The organism is Stenotrophomonas sp. GL_111, assembly GCF_057835245.1.
In genome coordinates, this window is the sequence record NZ_CM174421.1 from 3,449,144 (window position 1) to 3,472,006 (window position 22,863).

18 protein-coding genes are annotated in these 22,863 nt (G+C 67.3%); 6 read left to right on the forward strand and 12 right to left on the reverse strand.

The window, feature by feature from the left end; genetic code table 11:
- The first annotated feature begins 45 nt into the window (after positions 1–45).
- Both AC3IPM_RS15340 and AC3IPM_RS15345 read left to right on the forward strand, forming a co-directional pair.
- The gene (locus AC3IPM_RS15340; protein WP_489300871.1) at positions 46–1,824 is read left to right on the forward strand and encodes a S8 family serine peptidase; all 1,779 of its coding nucleotides are present in this window, start codon (positions 46–48) and stop codon (positions 1,822–1,824) included.
- Positions 1,824–2,402 (forward strand): DNA breaking-rejoining protein, encoded by a 579-nt coding sequence (locus AC3IPM_RS15345; RefSeq protein ID WP_489304174.1) that lies wholly within the window; start codon positions 1,824–1,826, stop codon positions 2,400–2,402. Before AC3IPM_RS15340 ends, AC3IPM_RS15345 begins: the two co-directional genes overlap by 1 nt.
- Before the next feature lie 64 nt (positions 2,403–2,466).
- Here AC3IPM_RS15345 and AC3IPM_RS15350 read toward each other — a convergent pair whose 3' ends face one another.
- The 7 genes from AC3IPM_RS15350 to gap all read right to left on the reverse strand — a co-directional run bounded on the left by AC3IPM_RS15350 (position 2,467) and on the right by gap (position 12,459).
- Positions 2,467–3,471: a class I fructose-bisphosphate aldolase gene (locus AC3IPM_RS15350; RefSeq protein ID WP_489300872.1), complete on the reverse strand. Its 1,005-nt coding sequence runs from the start codon at positions 3,469–3,471 to the stop codon at positions 2,467–2,469.
- A 166-nt stretch (positions 3,472–3,637) separates the two neighbouring features.
- Complete coding sequence (gene pyk / locus AC3IPM_RS15355) at positions 3,638–5,104, reverse strand: pyruvate kinase (protein WP_489300874.1); 1,467 nt, start codon at positions 5,102–5,104, stop codon at positions 3,638–3,640.
- 213 nt (positions 5,105–5,317) lie between these two features.
- Positions 5,318–5,977 carry an HAD hydrolase-like protein gene (locus AC3IPM_RS15360; RefSeq protein ID WP_489300875.1) on the reverse strand — a complete coding sequence of 220 codons (660 nt, stop codon included), beginning with the start codon at positions 5,975–5,977 and terminating at the stop codon, positions 5,318–5,320.
- Between the two features lie 26 nt (positions 5,978–6,003).
- On the reverse strand, positions 6,004–7,179 hold the full coding sequence (locus AC3IPM_RS15365; RefSeq protein ID WP_489300876.1) for a phosphoglycerate kinase: 1,176 nt from the start codon (positions 7,177–7,179) through the stop codon (positions 6,004–6,006).
- Between the two features lie 103 nt (positions 7,180–7,282).
- Complete coding sequence (locus tag AC3IPM_RS15370) at positions 7,283–8,641, reverse strand: DUF3999 domain-containing protein (protein WP_489300877.1); 1,359 nt, start codon at positions 8,639–8,641, stop codon at positions 7,283–7,285.
- A gap of 11 nt (positions 8,642–8,652) precedes the next feature.
- Positions 8,653–11,319 (reverse strand): DUF2339 domain-containing protein, encoded by a 2,667-nt coding sequence (locus AC3IPM_RS15375; protein WP_489300878.1) that lies wholly within the window; start codon positions 11,317–11,319, stop codon positions 8,653–8,655.
- 135 nt (positions 11,320–11,454) lie between these two features.
- Positions 11,455–12,459, reverse strand: coding sequence for a type I glyceraldehyde-3-phosphate dehydrogenase (gene gap, locus AC3IPM_RS15380; protein WP_489300880.1), 1,005 nt, complete (start codon positions 12,457–12,459; stop codon positions 11,455–11,457).
- Positions 12,460–12,658: 199 nt separating this feature from the next.
- On the opposite strand from gap, the gene AC3IPM_RS15385 reads away from it, so the two are divergent.
- Positions 12,659–13,288, forward strand: coding sequence for an OmpW/AlkL family protein (locus AC3IPM_RS15385; RefSeq protein ID WP_489300882.1), 630 nt, complete (start codon positions 12,659–12,661; stop codon positions 13,286–13,288).
- Positions 13,289–13,791: 503 nt separating this feature from the next.
- On the opposite strand, the gene AC3IPM_RS15390 is transcribed toward AC3IPM_RS15385, so the two are convergent.
- Entirely contained in the window at positions 13,792–14,493 is a 702-nt protein-coding gene (locus tag AC3IPM_RS15390) for an aspartate/glutamate racemase family protein (RefSeq protein ID WP_489304176.1), read from the reverse strand.
- Between the two features lie 105 nt (positions 14,494–14,598).
- Here AC3IPM_RS15390 and AC3IPM_RS15395 point away from each other — a divergent pair, with 105 nt between their 5' ends.
- Both AC3IPM_RS15395 and AC3IPM_RS15400 read left to right on the forward strand, forming a co-directional pair.
- The gene (locus AC3IPM_RS15395; RefSeq protein ID WP_489300884.1) at positions 14,599–15,414 is read left to right on the forward strand and encodes a S1/P1 nuclease; all 816 of its coding nucleotides are present in this window, start codon (positions 14,599–14,601) and stop codon (positions 15,412–15,414) included.
- A 10-nt stretch (positions 15,415–15,424) separates the two neighbouring features.
- A complete protein-coding gene (locus AC3IPM_RS15400) occupies positions 15,425–16,231 on the forward strand; it encodes an MBL fold metallo-hydrolase (protein ID WP_489300886.1) in 807 nt (268 codons plus the stop codon).
- Positions 16,232–16,283: 52 nt separating this feature from the next.
- On the opposite strand, the gene AC3IPM_RS15405 is transcribed toward AC3IPM_RS15400, so the two are convergent.
- Genes AC3IPM_RS15405 through AC3IPM_RS15415 form a run of 3 tightly spaced genes read right to left on the reverse strand, consistent with a single transcriptional unit; the run spans position 16,284 to position 18,416 of the window.
- Positions 16,284–16,832 carry a hypothetical protein gene (locus tag AC3IPM_RS15405; RefSeq protein WP_489300887.1) on the reverse strand — a complete coding sequence of 183 codons (549 nt, stop codon included), beginning with the start codon at positions 16,830–16,832 and terminating at the stop codon, positions 16,284–16,286.
- A gap of 14 nt (positions 16,833–16,846) precedes the next feature.
- Positions 16,847–18,058 (reverse strand): M56 family metallopeptidase, encoded by a 1,212-nt coding sequence (locus tag AC3IPM_RS15410; RefSeq protein WP_489300888.1) that lies wholly within the window; start codon positions 18,056–18,058, stop codon positions 16,847–16,849.
- Positions 18,051–18,416, reverse strand: a complete 366-nt coding sequence (locus tag AC3IPM_RS15415) for a BlaI/MecI/CopY family transcriptional regulator (RefSeq protein ID WP_489300889.1) — start codon at positions 18,414–18,416, stop codon at positions 18,051–18,053. The genes AC3IPM_RS15410 and AC3IPM_RS15415 overlap by 8 nt, the downstream gene beginning before the upstream one ends.
- Before the next feature lie 214 nt (positions 18,417–18,630).
- Here AC3IPM_RS15415 and AC3IPM_RS15420 point away from each other — a divergent pair, with 214 nt between their 5' ends.
- The gene (locus AC3IPM_RS15420; protein ID WP_489300890.1) at positions 18,631–20,580 is read left to right on the forward strand and encodes an acetyl-CoA hydrolase/transferase C-terminal domain-containing protein; all 1,950 of its coding nucleotides are present in this window, start codon (positions 18,631–18,633) and stop codon (positions 20,578–20,580) included.
- A 116-nt stretch (positions 20,581–20,696) separates the two neighbouring features.
- On the opposite strand, the gene tkt is transcribed toward AC3IPM_RS15420, so the two are convergent.
- Positions 20,697–22,706, reverse strand: coding sequence for a transketolase (tkt, locus tag AC3IPM_RS15425; protein WP_489300891.1), 2,010 nt, complete (start codon positions 22,704–22,706; stop codon positions 20,697–20,699).
- Between the last annotated feature and the right edge of the window lie 157 nt (positions 22,707–22,863).

Below are 22,863 nucleotides of genomic sequence, written 5' to 3' on the forward strand. Positions count from 1 at the left end.
GCCCGCCGTCCTGCACCTGCCGATTCACAACAGAAGGATTCGTGTATGAAGCGACACATGCATCACCGCGCGCTCCCGCGCCCCCTGCAGTTGGCCCTGGCCACCGCATGGGTGCTGGGCAGCCTCGCCGCAACCGCCCAGGCCCAGCAGGCCGACCCGCTCGCAGGACTGCAGTGGCACCTGCTCAACACCGGCCAGACCGTACCGGCCGATACGCTGCCGTTGGCCGGCAACGATCTCAATGTCGATGGCCTGTTCCGCAATGGCATCCGCGGCCAGGGCGTGACCATCGGCATCGTCGATGACGGCCTGCAGATCGCCCATCCGGACCTGGCCGCCAATGTCGCGGCGGTAGCGGGCAAGAACTTCGCCAACCAGTCCAACGATCCCTCCCCCTCCAATCCGAACGCGGACAACCACGGCACGATGGTCGGCGGTATCGCCGGTGCGGTCGGGGCGAACAATGTCGGCGTGCGCGGCGTGGCCCCGGCGGCCACGCTGAAAGGCTTCAACGTGCTGGCCTCCGATGCGCAGGGCAGCCAGCTCAGCAACATCGAATATTCGTGGTGGGACGGCGCGGAATCGGCCGACGTACAGGTGTTCAACAACAGCTGGGGCGCGGGCCCGGGCAATCCGAACCTGCCACTGGCCTTCAGCCAGAACAACGTCAGCGCCTACGAGCAGGCGATGTCCGGTACGCGCGGTGGCCGCGGTGGCATCTACGTGAAGTCGGCCGGCAATAGCTTCAACAACGGTTCGATCAGCCAGACCCAGGACATCTGCACCGCCGATACCAAGAACCGCAACACCGGCTGCGTGCCGGCCGGGCGCGACCCGCGCAACAACCTGTTCAACGTGATCACCGTGGCGGCGGTACGTGCCGATGGCGTGCGCTCGTCGTACTCCTCCACCGGCTCGGCGCTGTGGGTTTCGGCTTTCGGTGGCGAGTACGGCCTGCAGCGCCAGTTCGCACCGAACCTGGTGGCCCGCGCCTACGACCCGGCCATCATCACCACCGATGTCACCGGCTGCGTGCAGGGCAGCAACAAAAACACCAGCCGGCAGAACACGTTGGACAGCAACCTCTCCAGCATCGACAGCAGCTGCAACTACACCGCCAAGATGAATGGCACCTCGGCCTCGGCGCCGATGGTGTCCGGCGTGGCCGCGCTGATCCTGGAAGCCAACCCGCGGCTGGGCTACCGCGACGTGAAATACATCCTGGCCACCACCGCCACCCGCACCCATGCCAACCAGCCGGCAGTGACACTCACCGACGGGCGCACGCTGGTGCCTGGCTGGACGGTGAACGCCGCCGGGCGCGCGTACAGCAACTGGTACGGCTTCGGCGTGGTCAATGCCGCACGTGCGGTGCAGGTGGCCGAAACCTTCCAGTCGCTGGGTGCCCTGGTGGACAGTGGCTGGCGTACCACCACGCGCCGGGTGGCGATCGGCAATACCTCCGCAGCGGCAGCACGTTTGACCATTCCGCTGGCAGGTGCGGCCGGAGCGCTGGAATCGGTGCAGCTGGGCTTCCGGGTCAACCACAGCAATACCCGCCAACTGCAGTTCGTGCTGGTTTCGCCTGCGGGCACGCGCAGCGTGGTGCAACCGGCGTTCACCGCCATCGGTTCGGGCCTGAGCGCCGGTTCGGTCGCGATCCAGAACAACTTCACCAACTGGGACCTGCTGTCCAGCAACGCCTTCCTGGATGAAGCCGGTACCGGCACCTGGACACTGGAAGTGACCGACATGGGGCAGGCCGCGAGTGCAGCGTCGCGCGGCAGCCTTGAATTCTTCAAGATCCGAACCCTGGGGCACTAATAATGAAGACGACCATTCTGTTGAGTACCCTCGCCCTGGCCGCGATGGCCTTCCCATGCTGGGCGCAGGACAGCGGCCAGACGCCGCCCGCCAGGAGCCTGTCGAACGTGGATGCGCAGCAACTCAAGCAGGCCGCCACCGGCCGTTCGTTCGATGTGGGCGGCACCCGCTTCCAGCTGGCGCCCTCGGCCAGCGTGCAGGCGGTGGGCAGCGGTCAGTTCAAGATCGCGCCCGCAGCGGCGGCATCCACCGGTGCGCGGGTCAAGCGTTCGCTGGATGGCAGCGACGCCGGCGGCGCGGATGCCGGCGCCGGCAAGTTCGCCGCGGCGGTGTCCACCGATGGCGCACCGGTGGTGGCCACCTCGCGGGTGACGGTGTTCTTCACCGATGCCACCGCCGCACAGCGCGCGGCCAAGGCCACCGGCGGCACCCTGGTGAAGCTGTCCAAGCCGTCCGGCCGGGCCATCGTGGAGTATCCGTCGGTGAATGCCGCGCTGGATGCCACCGCGCGCCTGCTCTCCACTGCGGGCATTCGTGCGGCCGAGCCGGACGTGGTGCAGTGGGAAGAGAAGAAGTAAGCCCCTGAAAAAGAAAAACGCCGGCACAGGGCCGGCGTTTTTTTGCTGCGTGGTCAGCCAGGCATCAGCCGTTCCACTTGCCCTGTGCTGCCAGGCCGTTTTCCTTGGCGCGGTCGTAGACCGTCTGCTGCGCCTTGGCCACGTTGCCCTTGATGTCCTTGGCCCACAGCTTCAGCGCGGCCTGCTGCATGGCGCGGCCGTAGGAGAAGCTCAGCGGCCACGGCAGGTTGCCCATCTGGTTCATGGCATCCAGGTGTGCGGTGGACTGTTCGTCGGTCTGGCCGCCGGACAGGAACACCACGCCCGGCAGGATCGCCGGCACGGTGCTCTTGAGGCACATCACGGTCGACTCGGCCACTTCCTCGACGTCGGCCTGCTCTTCGCAGCCCTTGCCGGAGATGACCATCGAGGCCTTCAGGATGGTGCCTTCCAGCAACACGTTCTGCTGGTACAACGCGTCGAACAGCGAACGCAGCGTGGCTTCGGTGACTTCGTAGCAGGTTTCAATGTCGTGGTCGCCGTCCATGATCACTTCCGGCTCGACCATCGGCACCAGGCCGCATTCCTGGCACAGCGCGGCGTAACGGGCCAGCGCGTGGGCATTGGACTCGATGCAGGTGCCCGACGGAATGCTCTCGCCGATGTTGATCACCGCACGCCACTTGGCAAAGCGCGCACCCAGCTTGTAGTACTCCTGCAGACGCTCACGCAGGCCGTCCAGGCCTTCGGTGACCATCTCGCCCGGGCAGCCGGCCAGCGCGTGGGCGCCCTTGTCGACCTTGATGCCCGGAATGATGCCCTGGGCAGCCATGTACTTGGCGAACGGCACGCCGTCCTTGGTCGACTGACGAATGGTTTCGTCGTAGAGGATCGCGCCGGAGATGTGCTCGTTCAGCTTCGGGGTGGTCAGCAGCATTTCGCGGTAGGCGCGACGGTTTTCCTCGGTGTTCTCCAGGCCCACGCTGGCGAAGCGCTTGCCAATGGTGCCGGTGGATTCGTCGATCGCGATGATGCCCTTGCCCGGGGCGACCATGGCCTGGGCGGTTTCGGCCAGCTGTTCGATGCTCATGTATTTCCTGTGGCGGGTGCGGGAAAACCGTAATTATAGCCCCCGCCCCCCGTGAACTGACCGTCCACGGAATCTGGAAACGCTTTCAGATGGCCAACGCATGACGGCGCGACGTTTCCGCCGCGCCGCCGTGTTCTGCACTGCCGGGCGTGGCCCGGCACTCCGCTTAGAGGTCGCCCAGACCGCTGGCGCGGCCGTCGTCACCCACTTCCAGCAGGCGCAGGGTGTTGGTGGCGCCATGGGTTTCCATGTGCTCGCCGCTGGTGAACACCACGCGGTCGCCGGCCTGCAGCTGGTTGGCTTCCACCAGCAGGCGGATGCTGCCGCGGGCGGCTTCACGCGGGGTGAAACCGCGGCTGTCGAAGTTGATCGGGAACACATCGCGCATCAGCGCCATCTGCCGGCGTGCGCCGTCATGGCGGGTCACCGCGAACACCGGGGCCGAGGCACGGAAACGCGACAGGTAGCGCGCGGTGCCGCCGGATTCGGTCATCGCCACGATCGCGCGCACGCCTACGTGCTGGGACAGAAACATGGTGGCCATGGCGATGGCCTGGTCGGCACGCTCCAGGTTGCGCGGCGAAGCGCCGAAGTCGGTCTCGGTCTGGAACTGGCGTTCGGCGCCCAGGCAGATGCGCGCCATCGCTTCGACCGCTTTGACCGGGTACATGCCGGCGGCGGTTTCGGCCGACAACATCACCGCATCGGTACCGTCGATGACCGAGTTGGCCACGTCCAGCACTTCGGCACGGGTCGGGATCGGGCTTTCCACCATCGACTGCAGCATCTGGGTGGCGGTGATCACCACCTTGTTCTGCGCCAGCGAGGCCTTGATGATCTTCTTCTGCAGGCCCGGCAGTTCGGCATCGCCGATTTCCACGCCCAGATCGCCACGCGCCACCATCACCACATCGCTGGCGTCGACGATTTCTTCCAGGTTTTCGATGGCTTCGGTGCGTTCGATCTTGGATACCAGCGCGGCATAGCAGCCGTGCGATTCGGCGATCGCGCGGGCATCGTTCATGTCCTGCGCGTTGCGGCAGAACGAGACGGCGATGAAGTCCACGCCGATCTTGGCCACGATGCCGATCAGCTCTTTGTCACGCTCGGTCAGCGCGCCCAGCGACAGGCCACCGCCCTGCTTGTTCAGGCCCTTGCGGTCGGACAGCACGCCATCGTTGAGCACGGTGTTGATGATGCGCTCGCCGGCCACTTCCACGACCTGCAGCTGCATCAGGCCGTCGTCGAGCAACAGCACGTCGCCGGCCACCACATCCTGCGGCAGGCCCAGGTAGCTCACGCCGACCTGGGTGGTGTCACCCGGCGGCGGGTTGGCCGAGGCGACCAGATCGAAGCGGTCACCCGCCTTGAGCTTGATCTTGCCTTCGGTGAAACGCTCGATGCGGATCTTCGGGCCCGGCAGATCGGCCAGGATGCCCACTTCCACGCCCACGCGCTGCGCGGCGGCACGCACATCGGCGGCGCGCTTGGCCTGGCCGGACGGATCGCCGTGGCTGAAGTTGAGGCGGACCACGTTCACGCCGGCGCGGAACAGATCCTCCAGCACGCCCGGCGGGTCGGTCGCCGGTCCGAGGGTGGCGAGGATCTTGGTGCGGCGCTGACGCTCAATCATGGTAAATGGGCTCCCGGGAAAGGATCGAAATTAGCACACCCTTCACGTCCCATGAATACGTTTACAGCCTTGCGGCAGCTGGGTTTGTACGATGTCCTGCAGACAGCGGCGGACCGCCGCGCGGACATCGGTTGACGCACAGAAGCCGGTAAGCCCCGACCCGGTTGGCTTTGCGCAGGACATGCGGCGGCGTACGGGACGCCGCCGCGGCCCTCAATCGATCAACGAAAGCAGTGCATCCGGCGTCGCTGCCAGATGCTGTGCACCCGCTTCCTGCAACTCTTCAGCGCCACCAAAGCCCCACAACACGCCGATATTGCGCATGTTGTGATGGCGTGCGCCGGCGATATCCATGCGCCGGTCACCGATCATCCAGCACTGCGCGGGCATCAACGACAGCCGCTGCAGCGCCTCGGCAACCAGCTGCGGCTTCTCGCTGCGGCTGCCATCGAGGGTGGCCCCGATCACGTCTTCGAAGCAGTCCCCGAACGGCAGGTGCTGGATGATCCGGCGGGCATGCGGCTCGTTCTTGGCGGTGACGATCGCCAGGCGGTGGCCGCGCGCATGCAGCGCCCGCACCACGTCGCCGATGTGCGGGTAGACCTCATGCTCATGCCAGCCGCTGACCTCGAAGCGCTCGCGGTAATGCGCCACCGCCTGCTCCACATCGGCCGGATCGTCGAACAGCGGCGCGAAACTGGTGCGCAGCGATGGCCCGATCCAGCGCCGCAGTTCGGCCTGTGGCGGCACGGGGCGGCCCATCTGCGTGAGCGCATAGGCCACGCACTGGGTGATGCCCAGCGCCGAATCGATCAGGGTGCCATCGAGGTCGAAGAACAGCGTATCGCGCTGTTCCATGGCGTGACGACCCATGGTCGCCGCCCGCCCATCCTGCGTCATCAGGCGCCCCGTGCTTCGAGCGCCGCCACGGCCGGCAGGGTCTTGCCTTCCAGGAATTCCAGGAACGCGCCACCGCCGGTGGAGATGTAGCTGATCTGATCGGCGATGTCGTACTTGTCCACCGCGGCCAGGGTGTCACCGCCACCAGCGATGGAGAACGCCGGCGAGCTGGCGATGGCGTGCGCCAAGGCCTGGGTGCCGTGGCTGAAGGCCTCGAACTCGAACACACCCACCGGGCCGTTCCAGACCACGGTGCCGGCCTTGGCGATCAGGCCAGCGTAGTGCTGCGCGGTGTCCGGGCCGATGTCCAGGATCAGGTCGTCTTCGGCCACGTCGGCCAGCGTCTTCACGGTCGCCTCGGCATCGGGCAGGAACTGCTTGGCCACCACCACGTCGGTGGGCAGCGGAATCTCGGCACCGCGTGCCTTGGCGTCGGCGACGATCTTGCGCGCGGTGTCCAGCAGGTCCGGCTCGCACAGCGACTTGCCGACCGGGTACCCGGCTGCGGCGATGAAGGTATTGGCGATGCCGCCGCCGACGATCAGCTGGTCGACCTTGCCGACCAGGTTGGCCAGCAGTTCCAGCTTGGTGCTGACCTTGCTGCCGGCCACGATGGCCAGCAGCGGCTGCGCCGGGGCATGCAGGGCCTTGGCCAGCGCGTCCAGTTCGGCCATCAGCAGCGGGCCACCGGCAGCGATCGGCGCGAAGCGGATCACGCCGTGGGTGGAGGCCTGCGCGCGGTGTGCGGTGCCGAAGGCATCCATCACGAACACATCGCACAGCGCGGCATACTTCTTCGCCAGCGCGTCATCGTCCTTGCCTTCGCCGGCGTTCATGCGGCAGTTTTCCAGCAGCACGATGCTGCCCGGCGCAACGTCCACGCCGTCGACCCAGTCGCGCACCAGCGGCACTTCGGTCCCGAGCAGCTGCGACAGGCGCAGCGCCACCGGGGCCAGCGAATCGGCCTCGCTCCACACGCCTTCGGTCGGCCGCCCCAGGTGCGACATCACCATCACTGCCGCACCCTTTTCCAGCGCCAGCTTCAGCGTGGGCAGCGAAGCGCTGATGCGCTGTTCGGAGGTGATGCGACCCGCATCGATCGGCACGTTGAGGTCCTGGCGGATCAGCACGCGCTTGCCGGAGAGATCGAGGTCGGTCATGCGAACGATGGACATGGGCAACTCTTTGGCTGAAAAAGGAAAGGGCGCCGCGTACGACGCGAGCGCCCATTGTCCCGGCTGCGCCGGTGCATCGCAAATTGTCGGGGGGTGCCCGGGCCTAGCCGTCGCTCGGCTTCTGGCGCAGCAGGCTCACCGCGAAGCCGCCGACAATCAGCACACCCAGCACCAGCAGGCCCCACAGCAGCCACTGCTTCCAGTCGCGCTGCGCGGTCAGCGCGGCGTCTCCGCCGAGTTCCTGCGCCGGGCCCTGCACGCGGGCCAGCGCCGGCTGCCACTGCGCGCCCTGCTGCTCGCGCAGCTGCGCGATCACCGTGTCCACCGGGGCATCACTGCGTGCCGCACGCACGCTGCCGGCGGCCACGCTGTAGGGCGGCTCGCCCTGGCTGAGAAATACCAGTGCTTCGGGCTGATAGCCCAGCTTCAGCGTCGGCGCGCCCTGGGCCTGGCCCTGGGTGGCCATCAGCTTCCAGTAGCGGTCACGGCTGGCCACGACCAAGGACTGCGTCTGCGACTGGCGACGTTGCGCGGCGTCCTGCAGCTGATACGCCACCCAGGGGCCGGCACGTACCTGCCAGGCCTGGTTGGCGTCATCACGGCTGAGCAGGGTCCACTGCACCACGCTGTTGTCGGCGGTGGCGATATCGGCCTGGGCAATCGGGAAGCGCCCCTGCAGTTCGTACTCGAATTCCCCGGGCTTGCCCGGCGTGCCCTGCAGCGACTGCCACTGCCAGTCGATCGACTGCGCGGCCGGCATCAGTTCGGCCTGCACCGCCACCAACACCGGCAGCGCGTCGGCGCCCAGCGGCAGAATGCGGAAGTACTTCGCCTCGCGTCCGATCTCAATACGGCGCTGCTGCAGGCGACGGCCATCATGTTGCAGGTCGACCAGCGCCACGTCATCGGCCACCCGCTGCCAGTCGCGCAGATCGTCGCTGGCCTCCACCCGCACCCGCGCCTGCACCGTGGTCGTGGTGTTCCAGTCCAGCCGCAGCGCGCGCACGCCGGTGCGCAAGGCGGCGGCATCCACCAGCCAGCCGGCTGGCTGCGCACTGGCACCGCTGCGGCCCAGGCGGGCCTCGACCCGGCGCACGCTGCCATCGGTATTGCGCTCGGTCAGCAGCTGCAGGTCGTCGCTGCCACCGGCGGCCTGCGCGGGCAGCGGGAACCACGGCAGGTCACGCCACTGCGCCGCCTGCGCCAGCGGCTGATCGGCCGCCAGCAAGGCCGACGGCAACGCCTGGCCCTGCGCGTTGAACACCTGCACGTCGGCCAGCTGCGGCGACACCGCGCTGCGGTAGATCGCTTCATCCAGCATCAGCCGGTAAGCACCGGCCTGCGGCTGCGCCAACTGCAGCGGCCATTGCTGGCGATAGTCCTGGCGTGCGTCGGCGGCCAGCAGCGGCGCACTGGTCAGCGCCAACACCAGGGCGGCCAGCGTGCCGCGCATCGTCTTCATGGCCAGGGTCGTCAAGGCTGCTGCTCCGCAATGGGGTCGGCGGCACTCGGCGGTGCCGGTGCCAGGTAACCCACGACCGTGCACAGCAGGCCGTAGGCGATGAAGGAGGAAATCCCGAGCAGGTTGCCCAGGTGTTGGCGGTCGATCAGTACCAGCTTGGCCAGCACCACGCCCATCAGCACCGCGCCCACCAGCCACAGCACGCGTTGGCCGCGGCGCGACCCCCACACCCAGCTGATCACGCCGAGCACGCTCCAGACCACGGTCAGGCTGGTCTGGGCCAGGGTCGAGGACCACAGCGCGTCGTTCCAGGCCACCGCCCCCCAGTGATGCACGGCATGCAGGGTGATGCTGGTCAGGGCGATGAAGCCGGTGATCGCCAGCAGCGGCGTACGCAACCGGCGCAGGTTCTTCGGCGCCTGCCCGGACCACAGCCAGCGCGCGGCCAACGCCAGCACGGCCAACTGGGCCAGTTCCAGCGGATTGAGCACCGGCACCCAGGCCAGCGGCGCCGCCGGGCCGGCCGCGAACAGTGTCTTCAGCCAGGCCAGGCCAAGCACGCCGAACAACACGCACTGCAACGCCGGGCGTGCCACATCGAAGCGCTCGCCCAGCGGCACTGCCAGCCAGCGCCAGCGCTGCAGCGACACCGCAGTGACCAGCAACCACGGCAGCACTGCGATGGCGACGGCCCAGCCTTCGGCCAGCGCGAAGTGTTCGGCCAGCCAGAACGCGGTCAGCGACAGCACCGTGGGCCACAACAGCCACCAGATGAACTGCGCCGCGATCGCCGCCTTGCCCTGGCCACCGCGCAGGCACCACAGGCTGCGCACGCCCAGCAGCGCAAACACCGCCCAGGCCACTGCGCCATAGCCGGCGAACGGCTGTGCATGTGCGCTGGCCTGCCACAGGGCCAGCGGGAAGGCCGACAGCAGCATCGCCAGCGTGGTCAGCACCAACGCGCGCGCCGGCATGCGGCGATGCACTTCGGCGCAGATCCAGGCGGTGACCGCAACCAGCACCAGCAGCGCATCGGGTTCGCTGGTGCGGGCGATGAAGCGCGCGATCTCGTGCCAGCCCACGCCCAGCCACCACATCAATCCCCACAGGTAGTAGACGATGGCCGGGGTGTCATGGCCGGCGCGGCGGTAGCTGTAGGCCGAGGCGAACCCGGCCAGTGCCAGCAGCAGGCCACTCATGAAGGTCGGGTTGGCGATGGCGGTGGCATCGAGGTGCCAGTAATCGGCGCCGACCACGAAACCGAACGCGGCACCCAGTTGCAGCAGGCCACCGGCAATCTGCGGCAACCAGCGGCGCTGGCGCAGCCCCAACCAGGCCAGCCCGGCCCCTTCCAGCGCGAACACGCTGGCGGTGGCACGCGCCGACAACGCCAGCGGTACCGCCAGGGTCGCAAAGCCCGCCGCCAGCACCGCATGCGACTGGCCCAGCGCGGCATAGCGCGCGCGCCGGATCAACAGCCAGCCCAGCCCGGCGTACAACGCGGCCAGCGCCAGCGCGCACAGCGCCAACGCCAGGCGGTCGTCATGCAGCATGCCGGCCTGCAGCGAGAAGGCGATCAGCGGGGTGCCGAACACCAGGCTGCCATCGACCAGGTCGCGCTTCTCCGCCGGCTGGCGGCGCGCGTACAGGATCGGGATCAGCAGGTAGAAGGCGAAGAACAGCAGCAGGAACGGCTCAGTGCTGCCGAACTTGTCGGCGTCGTACTGCAGCACGCCCCAGGCGGTGCCGATGCCGAAGGTGAAGGCAAACCCGAGCAGGTTCAGCACCCGCCACGGCCGCCACCAGGCAATCGCCAGGATCGCCGCATTGAGCACCGCGTAATAGGAGAACAGCGCCACGTGGTTGCCGCTGCCCGTGGACAACCAGATCGGCGCCATGAAGCCGGCCAGGATGCCGAGCACCGCCAACGTGCGCGAGTTCTGCACCACCGCCAGCACGCCCATGCCCGCGATCAACACCACGCTCAACGCGAAGGCGGGCGCGGCGGGGATCAGGTCATAGCGTTTGAAGGCGGCAAAGATGGTCAGCAGCAGGATGCCAACCGCCCCGCCCTGCAGGGCCAGCGCGAACAACCGGCGCCGATCGCGCTGCAGCCAGCCGAACACCAGCCCGGCCAATGCCCCCGCCGCGATGGCGGCCAGGCGCAGTTCGATCGGCGCATTGAGCCAGCCCTGGTCGCTGGCGTACTTGAGCAGCGCGGCCACACCGGCGAGCAGCACCAGCATGCCGATCTTGACCGGCACGTTGCCTTCGGTGAACCAGTGTTTGATGGTGCCCAGCACGCGATCGCCCAGGCTCGGGCCCGATGGCGGCGGCGGTACGGACGGTTGCACCGGGGCTGGTCGCGGCGGCAGCGGTGGCGGCGTGCTGGCCGGTTCGGCGACAGCGGGGGCCGCGGCGGCGGCGGCGGCCTGGGGCAGCGGCACGTTGGGGGCCGGTGCCCGCTCCGGCTCCGCCGGCTGATAGGGGCGTTCGGCCCACTGCGGGGACGGTGCGGCGCGCGTGGCGGCTGGCGCACCTATGGTGCCCGCCTCCGCCTGCTGCTGTTCCAGCGTGGACACGCGTCGGCGCAGCCCGGCGATCATCACCAGCGCCACGACCAGCAACACCGGGATGAGCAGCAGCACGATCACTGCCAGGACAATCAGAGCTTCCATTCCACGCCATCCTCAAAGGGGAGCCCCGGGGCGCTGGCATCGTGATGCCGCGCCTGGGCACGCGGCCATGCTAATGGAAACGACAGACCCCGGCACAAGGCCGGGGTCTGTGGGGGTCTCAACGACGGCGCGCGCTTATTTGGCGGCGACGACCTTGACCATTTCCAGGCACTTGTTGGAATAGCCCCATTCGTTGTCGTACCAGGCGACCAGCTTGACGAAGGTGCTGTCCAGCGCGATACCGGCATCGGCGTCGAACACCGAGGTGTGGGTTTCACCGCGGAAGTCGGTCGCCACGACCTTGTCTTCGGTGTAGCCCAGAATGCCCTTCAGCGCGCCTTCGCTCTGTGCCTTCACTTCGGCGCAGATCTCGGCGTAGGTGGCTTCCTTCTCCAGCTCGACGGTCAGGTCGACCACCGACACGTCCGAGGTCGGCACGCGGAAGCTCATGCCGGTCAGCTTCTTGTTCAGCTCCGGAATCACCACGCCCACGGCCTTGGCAGCGCCGGTGGAGGACGGAATGATGTTTTCCAGGATGCCACGACCACCGCGCCAGTCCTTGTTGGACGGGCCATCGACGGTCTTCTGGGTGGCGGTGGCCGCATGCACGGTGGTCATCAGGCCGCGCTTGATGCCCCACTTGTCATTGATCACCTTGGCCAGCGGGGCCAGGCAGTTGGTGGTGCACGAGGCGTTGGACACGATCGCCTGGCCGGCGTAGGTCTTGTCGTTCACGCCGAACACGAACATCGGGGTGTCGTCCTTGGACGGTGCCGACAGGATCACCTTCTTGGCGCCCGCATCGATGTGCTTCTGCGCGGTGTCCTTGCTCAGGAACAGGCCGGTCGACTCGATCACCACGTCCACGCCCACTTCGTCCCACTTCAGGTTGGACGGGTCGCGTTCCTGGGTCAGGCGGATCTTCTTGCCGTTGACCAGCAGGTCGTTGCCGGAGACCGACACGTCGGCCTTGAAACGGCCGTGCACGGAGTCGTACTTCAGCATGTACGCCAGGTAATCCGGCTCCAGCAGATCGTTGATGGCGACGATTTCGATGTCATTGCCGAAGTTCAGCACGGCCGAACGCAGTACGTTGCGCCCGATGCGACCGAAACCGTTGATGCCAACCTTGATTGCCATGTTCACAAGCTCCTGCAGCCGCGACGGTGCGGCGCCGATGGAAAGGGGTCCTCATTCTAGCAGGCCGGACCGGCCCCGTTTCCGGCCCAGCCGACGGTAAACGGTTACAGAACGGCCGGCATGGATTGATCAGAATCAAGGCGTTGGCGGCGGCCGAGGGCAAAACTGGCGCCATTCCACCCCGCAACGAGAATCCCTCATGCGCAAGACCGCCCCCCTCCTGCTGTCCAGCCTCGCCGTCGCCCTGGCCCTGGTCGCTACTCCCGCCATGGCCCAGTCCAAGGGCGACTGGACGATCGGTGCCGGCGTGCACCAGGTCGCCCCGAAGTCCAACAACGGCTCGCTGGCCGGCGGCACGCTGAAGGTCGACGTCGACAACGACATCAAGCCGACCATCACCGGCGAGTATTTCATCGCCGACAACCTGGGCATCGAGATCCTGGCGGCGCTGCCGTTCAAGCACGACATCAACATCGACGGCCTCGGCCGCGTCGGCAGCACCAAGCACCTGCCGCCGGTGGTGTCGCTGCAGTACCACTTCAACAGCAAGGGCAAGGTGTCCCCGTTCGTCGGTGCCGGCATCAACTACACCACGTTCTTCAGCGAAGAGACCGGCGGTGCGCTGGCCGGCAGCAAGCTGAAGATGGCCGATTCCTGGGGCCTGGCCGCGCATGCGGGCCTGGACTTCGCGATCAACGACAAGGGCTCGCTGCGCGTGGACGTGCGCTGGATCGACATCGACAGCAAGGTCAAGCTCAACGGCGAGAAGATCGGCACCGTCAACATCGACCCGCTCGCCTACGGCGTGTCCTACGTGTTCAAGTTCTGATCGGCGGATCAGAACCCAACAAGGCAACACCCCTCGCAGCAAAGCGTTTTCCCCGGCTTCGGCCGGGGATTTTTTTTGTTCTTCTACCAATTGGAGGAGCGTCCCGCTCCTAGATCAACAGCAGCGGTTTCGTACTGGGTGTTAGGCGAGCGTGGGGGCCCGCGCCCCAGCCATCTACACCGCGGGGCCTTACACGGGAAAAATGCGCCGATGGCATCTCCCGCAGATGGGAGAAGAACTTTTTGCGGCACCGCCAGGGAAAGCAGCCACGCATGGCGTGGCTCTACCCGCTTTTCAGTGAGGGGCCATTCCCTGTCGAAGGGCTGGTGTGTGTGGGTAGGCGGGACTGTTCACGACATGGATGTCGTGAACAAGCCTCCAGGGATGGATTCACGGCGTGTCCCGCCTACCCACACACGCCAGCCCAAACCCGCATGAAGGGAGCCCCGCATTTGACCTGCGCAGTTGACCTGCGCTTTCGAGCAGCCGACCAACGGTCGGCATTACCCGGGGTGCAACAGATGTTCCGCAGCCGCCTGCGCATGCAACGCCGCCGTATCGAACAACGGCACCGATGCATCTTCCGCGCCGACCAACAGCATGATTTCAGTGCAGCCCAGAATGATCGCCTGTGCGCCCTGGTCCACCAGCCGCTGCATCACCCCGCGATAGACCTCGCGCGAGGCGTCCAGCACCCGCCCCTGCACCAGCTCCTCGTAGATGATCCGATGCACCGCCGCGCGATCGTCCGCCTCCGGCACCAGCACCTCCAGCCCATAACGCTGCGCCAGACGCACCCGGTAGAAATCCTGCTCCATCGTGAAGGCCGTTCCCAGCAACCCCACCGTCGTCAGCCCCGAGGCCTGGATCAGCGCCCCCACCGGATCGGCGATATGCAGCAGCGGCACTTTGATCGCCGCCTGCACCTGATCGGCCATCAGATGCATCGTGTTGGTGCAGATCACCACCGCCGTCGCCCCGCCCGCCTCCAGCCGCTGCGCCACGTCCACCATCGCCTGCGTGGCCGCCGACCAGTCACCGGCCCGCTGCATCGCCTCGATGTCGGCGAAATCGAATGACCACATCAACAAGCGCGCCGAGTGCATCCCACCCAAGGCATCGCGCACCTGCTCGTTGATCATCCGGTAATAGTGCGCCGAACTCTCCCAGCTCATCCCACCGATCAGACCCAAGACCTTCTGCACCGCCGCCACTCCCGTTGTCGACCCGGCCGCCAGCGTACCGCTCCGCCCTCCGGCCAGCCAGATCCGGGCAAGCCGCGTGCCGGCACGCCCGTTAGAATGCAGCCGATGAAGATCGCCTCCCTGATTCCGGCCGCCGCCCTGGCAGTGGCACTCACCCTTGTCTCCACCGACGCCCTGGCCTGGGGCGCGCAAGGCCACCGCCTGGTCGCCCGCGTCGCCGAAGCCCGGCTGACCCCGCAGGCCCAGGCCGAAGTCGACCGCCTGCTGGCCGCCGAGCCCGACCCCACCCTGCACGGCGTCGCCCCCTGGGCCGACCAGCTGCGCGCCAAGGATCCCGGCCTGGGCAAGCGCTCGGCCGGCTGGCATTACGTCAACATTGGCGAAGACGACTGCCACTACGAAGTGCAGAAGCACTGCAAGGGCGGCAACTGCGTGGTCGAAGCGCTCAAGGCGCAGACCGCGATCCTCGGCGACCGCAGCCGCACCGACGCCGAACGTGCGCAGGCGCTGAAGTTCGTCGTGCATTTCACCGGTGACATCCACCAGCCCATGCATGCCGGCTACGGCCACGACAAGGGCGGCAACGACTTCCAGGTGCAGTTCAACAACCGCGGTACCAACCTGCACTCGCTGTGGGACAGCGGCATGCTCAACGAACTGAAGCTGGACGATGACCAGTACTTCAAGCGCCTGATGGCCCTGCCCGCGCCGAAGGTCGGCAAGCGCTCCAGCATCGGCACCGATGCCGTGCAGTGGGCCGAGGCCAGCTGCCGCGTTGCCATTGCACCTGGCGTTTACCCGACCAAGCGTACGCTGTCGGCCGAATACACCGCGACCTACCGCCCGATCGCGGAACAGGAGCTGCGCCTGGCCGGTGAACGCCTGGCGGTGCTGCTCAACGACACCCTGGGCAAGCGCTGAGGCCACCACCATGTCACTGCACGTTACCGGTTTCTTCCACCCCGACAGCCATACCTTCAGCTACGTGGTGCACGATCCGGCGACGTTGCAGGCGGCGGTGATCGACCCGGTGCTGGACTACGATCCGGACACCGATGCACTCGGGACCGGGCCGCTGCAGCCGTTGCTGGCACACGTGCACGACAATGCGCTGCAGGTGCGCTGGCTGCTGGAGACCCACGCCCATGCCGACCACATCAGCGGCGGGCGCTGGCTCAATCAACACTGGCCCGAGGCGACACTGGCCATGGGCAGCGGCATCGTGCAGGTGCAGCGCACCTTCGCCCCGCGCTATGCATTGGATGTGCCCACCGACGGCTCGCAGTTCGACCACCTGTTCGCCGACGGTGAGCGCTTCGCCCTCGGTGACATCGACGCTGAAGTCATCGCCGTCCCCGGCCACACCAGCGACAGCGTGGCCTACCGCATTGGCGATGCGCTGTTCACCGGCGACTCGCTGTTCATGCCCGACGGCGGCAGCGCCCGCTGCGACTTCCCCGGGGGCGATGCCGCGCAGCTGTACCGCTCGATCCAGCGCCTGTTCGCGTTACCCGAAGCCACCCGGGTGTTCATCTGCCACGACTACGGCCCCGGTGGCCGCGCGGTCGCCAATGAAACCACCATCGGCGAGCAGCGCGCGCGCAACATCCACCTGCACGACGGCATCAGCGAAGCCGACTTCGTCGCCACCCGCCAGGCCCGCGATGCGACCCTGGCCGAACCAAAGCTGATGCACCCTGCGGTGAAGGCGAACCTGCAGGGCGGCCCCGCCGTGTAATGCCGGCCGCTGGCCGGCAACCCCACAAGGCCAAGGCACCAGACAACCCCGATCAGCGTCCCTCGCGATGCACCACGTGCTGCCCCTTCACGATCTCGAACGTGAAGGCATACAACAGGCTCACCGGCACCGGTTCCACCCGCAGCGCAGTCCGGCAGTCACCGCGATCCTCCGGCACCTGGCCCTTGGCGAAGTGGCACACGGCCGCCGGTGCATAGCGCCACATCGCCACCGCTTCCTGCGCGGCCGCCAGCAAGGGCGCATTCTGCGCTTCGATACCGGCGCTGCATTCGCTGCGGTCGGTGAGTGGCAGGCTGCGTTCCACGCGACCTTCGGCGTCGATCACCACCTGCAGGCAGACCCGCGTCGGCGCCAGTTCGCGGCGCGGGTCGCGCGCGCCCACCACCGGGTCCGGTGCCGCATACAACTGCGGCATCCGGTAGCCCTCGGTCGCCTGCAGCGCATACTCGGCAACCTGGCCGTCGCCACCGGCAGGTTGCGCGCGCAGACGCTGGTGATCGACGTTCTCATCGCGACGCTCCACGGTCGTCAGCTGCTCAACGCTGGTGCACCCGGCCGCCCCCAGGATCAGCAAGGCCATCGGCCACCCGCGCCTCATCGTGTGTCGTCCGTTTCATTGAGGTCATCGGATTCATTGAATTCGAAGGTAAGCGGCACCCGCACCGCCGACACCACCGGCTTGCCTGCCTCGCGTGCCGGTTCGAAGGTCCATTGCCGTGCCGCCGCGATCGAAGCCTCATCGAACACGCCCGTCGGGGTGGAGCTGAGCACGCGGATGTCACCGGGATTGCCCTTCGTATCCACCACCACCCGCAGCACCACCTTGCCCGAGAGACCCAGCTCCATCGCGCTGGCCGGATACTTCGGCGGTCCCATCGACGTCGCCTTCGCCGGCACATCCATGCTGGCCTCAGATGTCCCCTCGACGCCCCCCTGGCTGGCCCACGCCACCGCCCCCAGGCCTGCGCACACTCCCACCACCAGCACCTGCCCGGCCAGCCACGGCAACGCCTTGCGCTTGTGTTCCTTCAACATGGCAATCCGCTCCTTCAACATCGGTTGGCTGCGCCAGTGGCAGGCCATCGGCGCAACCGGGTGGACCAACTGCGCCTTCAGCAGCGCGTTGGCATAGCGCCGGCGCAGGGCCGGATGCGGGTCGACCGTGCGCGCATCGCAGGCCAGTTCCTGATCGCGCAGGAACCGGCCCGCCGCCCACGGCAGCAACGGGTGAAACCAGAACACGCAGCGCAGCGCGGCGAGTGCGGCGTTGGCCCACGGATCCCCATGGCGGCGGTGGCTACGCTCGTGCTGCAGGATCAGATCCTGTTCGACCGGACTGAAATTCTGCTCAAAACGCGGGCCCACCACGATGCGTGGCCGCCACAGGCCTACCAGCGCGGGCAGGCCGGGATCGGCACTGGCCTGCCAGCTGCCATCGCTGCGGGGCTGCAACCGGCCCATTGCGCGTTCGAAGCGACGTTGTGCACGCCAGCTGGAGAGCGCCATGGCCGCGGCCCCGGCCATCCACAGCACCAGCAGCAGCACCGGCCACACCGATAGCGCCGTCGGCAATGCCGGGGGGCGCATCGCGGCACCGATCACCCGTATCGGTACGACATCGGCCAGTGGCAGGCTCCGCAGTGGTGCGCACAGGGCCACCAGCACCAGCGGCAACAGCCACCAACTGCGGTAGGCCAACGCGGCGCCGCCGAGGCGCAGCAGCAGCGGGCGCAGGGTTGCCAGCAACAGCACCGCAATGGCCAGCCACACGCTGGCCTGCATCAATCCGTTGAGCAGCTCAGTCATGGTCCAGGTCCTCGATCAGCTTCTTCAGTTCGGCGATGTCCTGCGCGCTGAGTTCGCCGCGCTGGCTGAAGTGCGCCACCAGCGGTGCCACGCGGCCCTCGAACAGCTTGTCGAGCAGGCCGCTGCTCTGTTCGGCCACCCAGGCCTGGCGCTGCAGCACCGGCGAGTACAGGTAGCGGCGACCCTCGCGGCTGGCGCTGATCGCGCCCTTGGTCAGCAGGCGGTTGAGCAGGGTCTTGATGGTGGGCTCGGCCCAGTCGCGTCCGGCCAGCGCGACCACGACCTCATCGGCACCCAAGGGGTGGCTGCGCCACAACACGTCCATCACCACGGCTTCGGCTTCGCTGATCTGGCTCATCATTTACATCCGTAATCGACGGATCGATTACGCGCGTAATCAAACCGGAAGTCAACCCCACCCAGCAGCCTCATCACTTGCACGGCCGATTCATGGCCAGGCTGCCAGGATCACTGCATCCCGTGCATAGGCCCGGCGCGATGAGGCCCGCGTCGACGCCCGTTCAAACCCGGAATGCTGTAATGGCCCGCATGACTTTGAAGGATGGCGCTGGATGACCGAACACCTCACCGACCTCGACGCGGCGATCGACTGGCTGCTGCAGCGGGTTGACGGCCCCCTGCGGATCGGCGCGCCGCTGGCGCTGGGCAAGCCCCACCGGCTGCTCAATGCGCTGTATGCGCGGATCGAGAACGACCCGTCGCGCCCGTTGCAGTTGTATACCGCGCTGTCGTTGAACCCGCCCAAGGCGGCCCCGGGGCTGGAGGCGCGCTTCCTGCGCCCGTTCGCCGAGCGTCATTTCGGCGCCGATTTCCCGCGTCTGGCCTATGCCGATGCGGTAGCTGCCGACCGCCTGCCCGCGCACGTGCAGGTGGAAGAGTTCTACATGCAGTCCGGCGCGCTGCTGCGCTCGACGCAGGCCCAGCGCGCCTACACCAGCCTCAACTACACCCACGCCGCCGATGCGGTGGCGCAGCGCGCGCCCCACGCGATCGTGCAGAAAGTGGCGATGCGCCCGGACGACCGCCGGTTGTCGTTGTCGTGCAACAACGACATCACCCAGGACACGCTCGATGCGATGGCCGCGCGTGGCCTGCCGCGTCCGCTGCTGATCGCCGAGATCGATCCGCAGCTGCCTTACCTGGCCGGTACCGCAACGGTGGACGTGTCGTTCTTCGACCTGGTGATCACCCCGCCCGGCCCCTACCCCGAACTGTTCGGTCTGCCGCGCCAGCCGGTCAGCGATGCCGACTATGCGATCGGCCTGTATGCCAGCGCGCTGGTCCGCGATGGCGGCACCCTGCAGATCGGCATCGGCACCCTGGCCGATGCGATCAGCCATGCCCTGGTGCTGCGACACACCGACAACGCGCGCTACCGGCAGATCCTGCATGCGCTGGACCCGCGCCTGGCCACGCATCCCAGCGTGCTTGAATGCGGTGGGCTGGAGCCGTTCGAGATCGGCCTGTACGGCTGCAGCGAAATGCTCAACGAAGGCTTCCGGCGTCTGGTCCAGACCGGCGTGATCCGGCGCAAGGTGCATGACGACCTGGCGCTGATGCAGCGCATCGAAAGCGGCAGCACCCTCACCATCGACCACGCCACACTCGAGGCCGAAGGCGAGTACCTGCATGGCGCGTTCTACCTGGGCTCGCCGGAGTTCTACCAGTGGCTGCGTGACCTGCCCGACGACGAGCGCAGCGCGATCGGCATGCGCCGGATCAGTGAGATCAACCAGCTCTACGGCGGCAATGAAACGCTGGAGCGGCTGCAGCGCCGGCACGCGCGCTTCTTCAACTCCTGCATGATGGCCACCGCGCTGGGTGCGGCAGTGTCCGATGCGCTGGAGGATGGCCGTGTAGTCTCCGGCGTGGGCGGCCAGTACAACTTCGTGGCGATGGCCCACGCCTTGCCCGAGGCACGCAGCGCGCTGCTGTTCCGCGCGGTGCGCGAGGAACGGGGCACGCTGCAGTCGAACGTGCGCTGGAACTACGGCCACACCACCATTCCGCGCCACCTGCGCGATATCTACATCAACGAGTACGGCATCGCCGACCTGCGCAACCTGACCGACGAAGACTGCGTGATCGGCATGGCCGGCATCACCGATGTCGCCTTCCAGGCCGCGCTGCTGCAGACCGCCAAGGCATCGAAGAAACTGGATGCGGCCTTTGTCGCCCCAGCACACTGGCAGCAACGCAACACCGGCGCGGCGGTCAGCGCGTCGCTGGCGCCATTCCGTCAGTCCGGGTTGTTGCCCGACTATCCGCTGGGCAGTGATTTCACCGAGGTCGAGCAGCACCTGGTCAAGGCGCTGGGCTGGCTGAAGCAGCACACCCAGACGCGCACGGCCAAGCTGCGCACGGTGCTGGCGGCGCTGGGCCAGCGCGAAGGCGACGGCGACGCGGTGTACCTGCAGCGGATGGGGCTGGAGGCACCGAAGGATGTCGCGGAGCGTATTGAAGCGCGGTTGTTGCGGTTGGGATTGGCGCGTACGGCGTAGAGACGAAAAAGGCCGGGGGAGTCCCCGGCCTTTTTGTTTACGGCAGCCGAGCATGGCTCGGCGCTACATTGGGGCGATCGCCGAGCGTGGCTCGGCGTTACCCCGGACAGCGACGATCAGTTCGCCAGCTGCGCCTTGGCCGCGGCCACCACCGCTTCGGTGGTGATGCCGAAGTGCTTGTACAGCGCCTCGGCCGGGGCCGAGGCACCGAAGGTGTCGATACCGATCACCGCACCGTCCAGGCCCACGTACTGGCGCCAGAAACCGGTGACACCGGCTTCCACGGCCACGCGGTGACGCACGGCGTTGGGCAGCACGGACTCGCGGTAAGCCGCATCCTGGCGCTCAAACACGTCGGTGGACGGAATGGACACCACACGGGTCTTGATCCCGGCTGCATCCAGCTCGGCCTTGGCCGCCACGGCCAGGCCCACTTCCGAACCGGTACCGATCAGGATCACGTCCGGCACGCCGCCTTCGGCGTCGGCCAGCACGTAACCACCGCGCGCGATCTGGGCGACCTGCGTGGTGCTGCGCGGCTGGTGCGGCAGGTTCTGGCGGCTGAACACCAGGCAGCTCGGGCCGTCGGTGCGAGTGATCGCCGACTTCCAGCTCACCGCCGATTCCACCGCATCACACGGGCGCCACACATCGTTGTTCGGGATGTAGCGCAGCGCGGCCAGGTGCTCCACCGGCTGGTGGGTCGGGCCGTCTTCGCCCAGGCCGATCGAGTCGTGGGTGTAGACGTGGATCGCATGCGCCGGGATCAGCGCGCTCATGCGCACGCCGTTGCGGGCGTAATCGCTGAACACCAGGAAGGTGGCATCGAAGGGAATGAAACCGCCGTGCAGGGCCAGCCCGTTGGCGATCGCGGTCATGCCGAACTCGCGCACGCCGTAGTACACGTAGTTGGCGTTCGGGTCATCGGTGGCCACCGACTTGCTCGCCTTCCACAGGGTCAGGTTGGAGTGGGCCAGATCGGCCGACCCACCCACCAGCTCCGGCAGCAGCGGCGCGAACGCTTCGATCGCCATCTGCGAGGCCTTGCGCGAGGCAATGCTCTGGCCGTCGGCCTGGACCTGGGCGATGTAGGCATCGGCCTTGGCGATGAAGTCGGCCGGCAGCTCGCCGTGCGAACGACGGGTCAGTTCTTCGGCTTCGGCCGGGAACTGCTTGGCGTACTTGTCGAACTGCTGTTCCCACTCGGCCTGGCGCAGGGTGCCAGTACCGCCGGCACGCCAGCCGGCGTAGATCTCTTCGGGAATCTCGAACGGGCCATACGGCCAGCCCAGCTGCTTGCGGGTGGCTTCCAGCTCGTCCTTGCCCAGCGGCGCGCCGTGGCTGGATTCCTTGCCGGCCTTGTTCGGCGAGCCGAAACCAATCGTGGTGCGGCAGCAGATCAGGGTCGGCTTGTCGAACTGTGCCAACGCGCCATCGATGGCGGCCTTGATGCTGTCCGGGTCGTGGCCATCGACGCCGCGCACCACGTTCCAGCCATAGGCTTCGAAACGCTCGGGGGTGTTGTCGGTGAACCAGCCTTCGGTGTTGCCGTCGATGGAGATGTGGTTGTCATCCCAGAAGCAGACCAGCTTGCCCAGGCCCCAGGTGCCGGCCAGCGACGCGACTTCGTGGGAAATGCCTTCCATCAGGCAGCCATCGCCCAGGAACACCCAGGTGCGGTGGTCGACGATCTCGTGCTCGGGGCGGTTGTAGCGCTGTGCCAGCAGCTTTTCCGCCAGCGCGAAGCCGACCGCATTGGCCAGGCCCTGGCCGAGCGGACCGGTGGTGGTCTCCACGCCGGGGGTTTCATGGCGTTCCGGGTGGCCGGCGGTCTTGCTGCCCAGCTGGCGGAACTGCTTGAGCTGCTCGATCGGCAGGTCGTAGCCGCTCAGGTGCAGCAGCGCGTACTGCAGCATCGAGCCATGGCCGTTGGACAACACGAAGCGATCGCGGTTGAACCACGTCGGATTCTTCGGGTTGTGACGGAGATAGTCGTTCCAGAGGACCTCGGCGATATCGGCCATGCCCATCGGCATGCCGGGATGCCCGGACTTGGCGGTTTCGACCGCATCAGCGGCAAGGAAGCGGATGGCGTTGGCCAACTGGCGGCGGGTAGGCTGCGTCATGATTCTGAGAGTCGGGAGGCTCCCGCGGAGCTGCGGGCAGCCAATTGTCCCACAGACGTCCGGCGGGGTCAGGCCGGGCGACGACTTTCTGAACGACAACGCCCCGCACGAGGCGGGGCGTTGTCCAGGCGATGGCGCGCGAAAACCGCGCCACGGC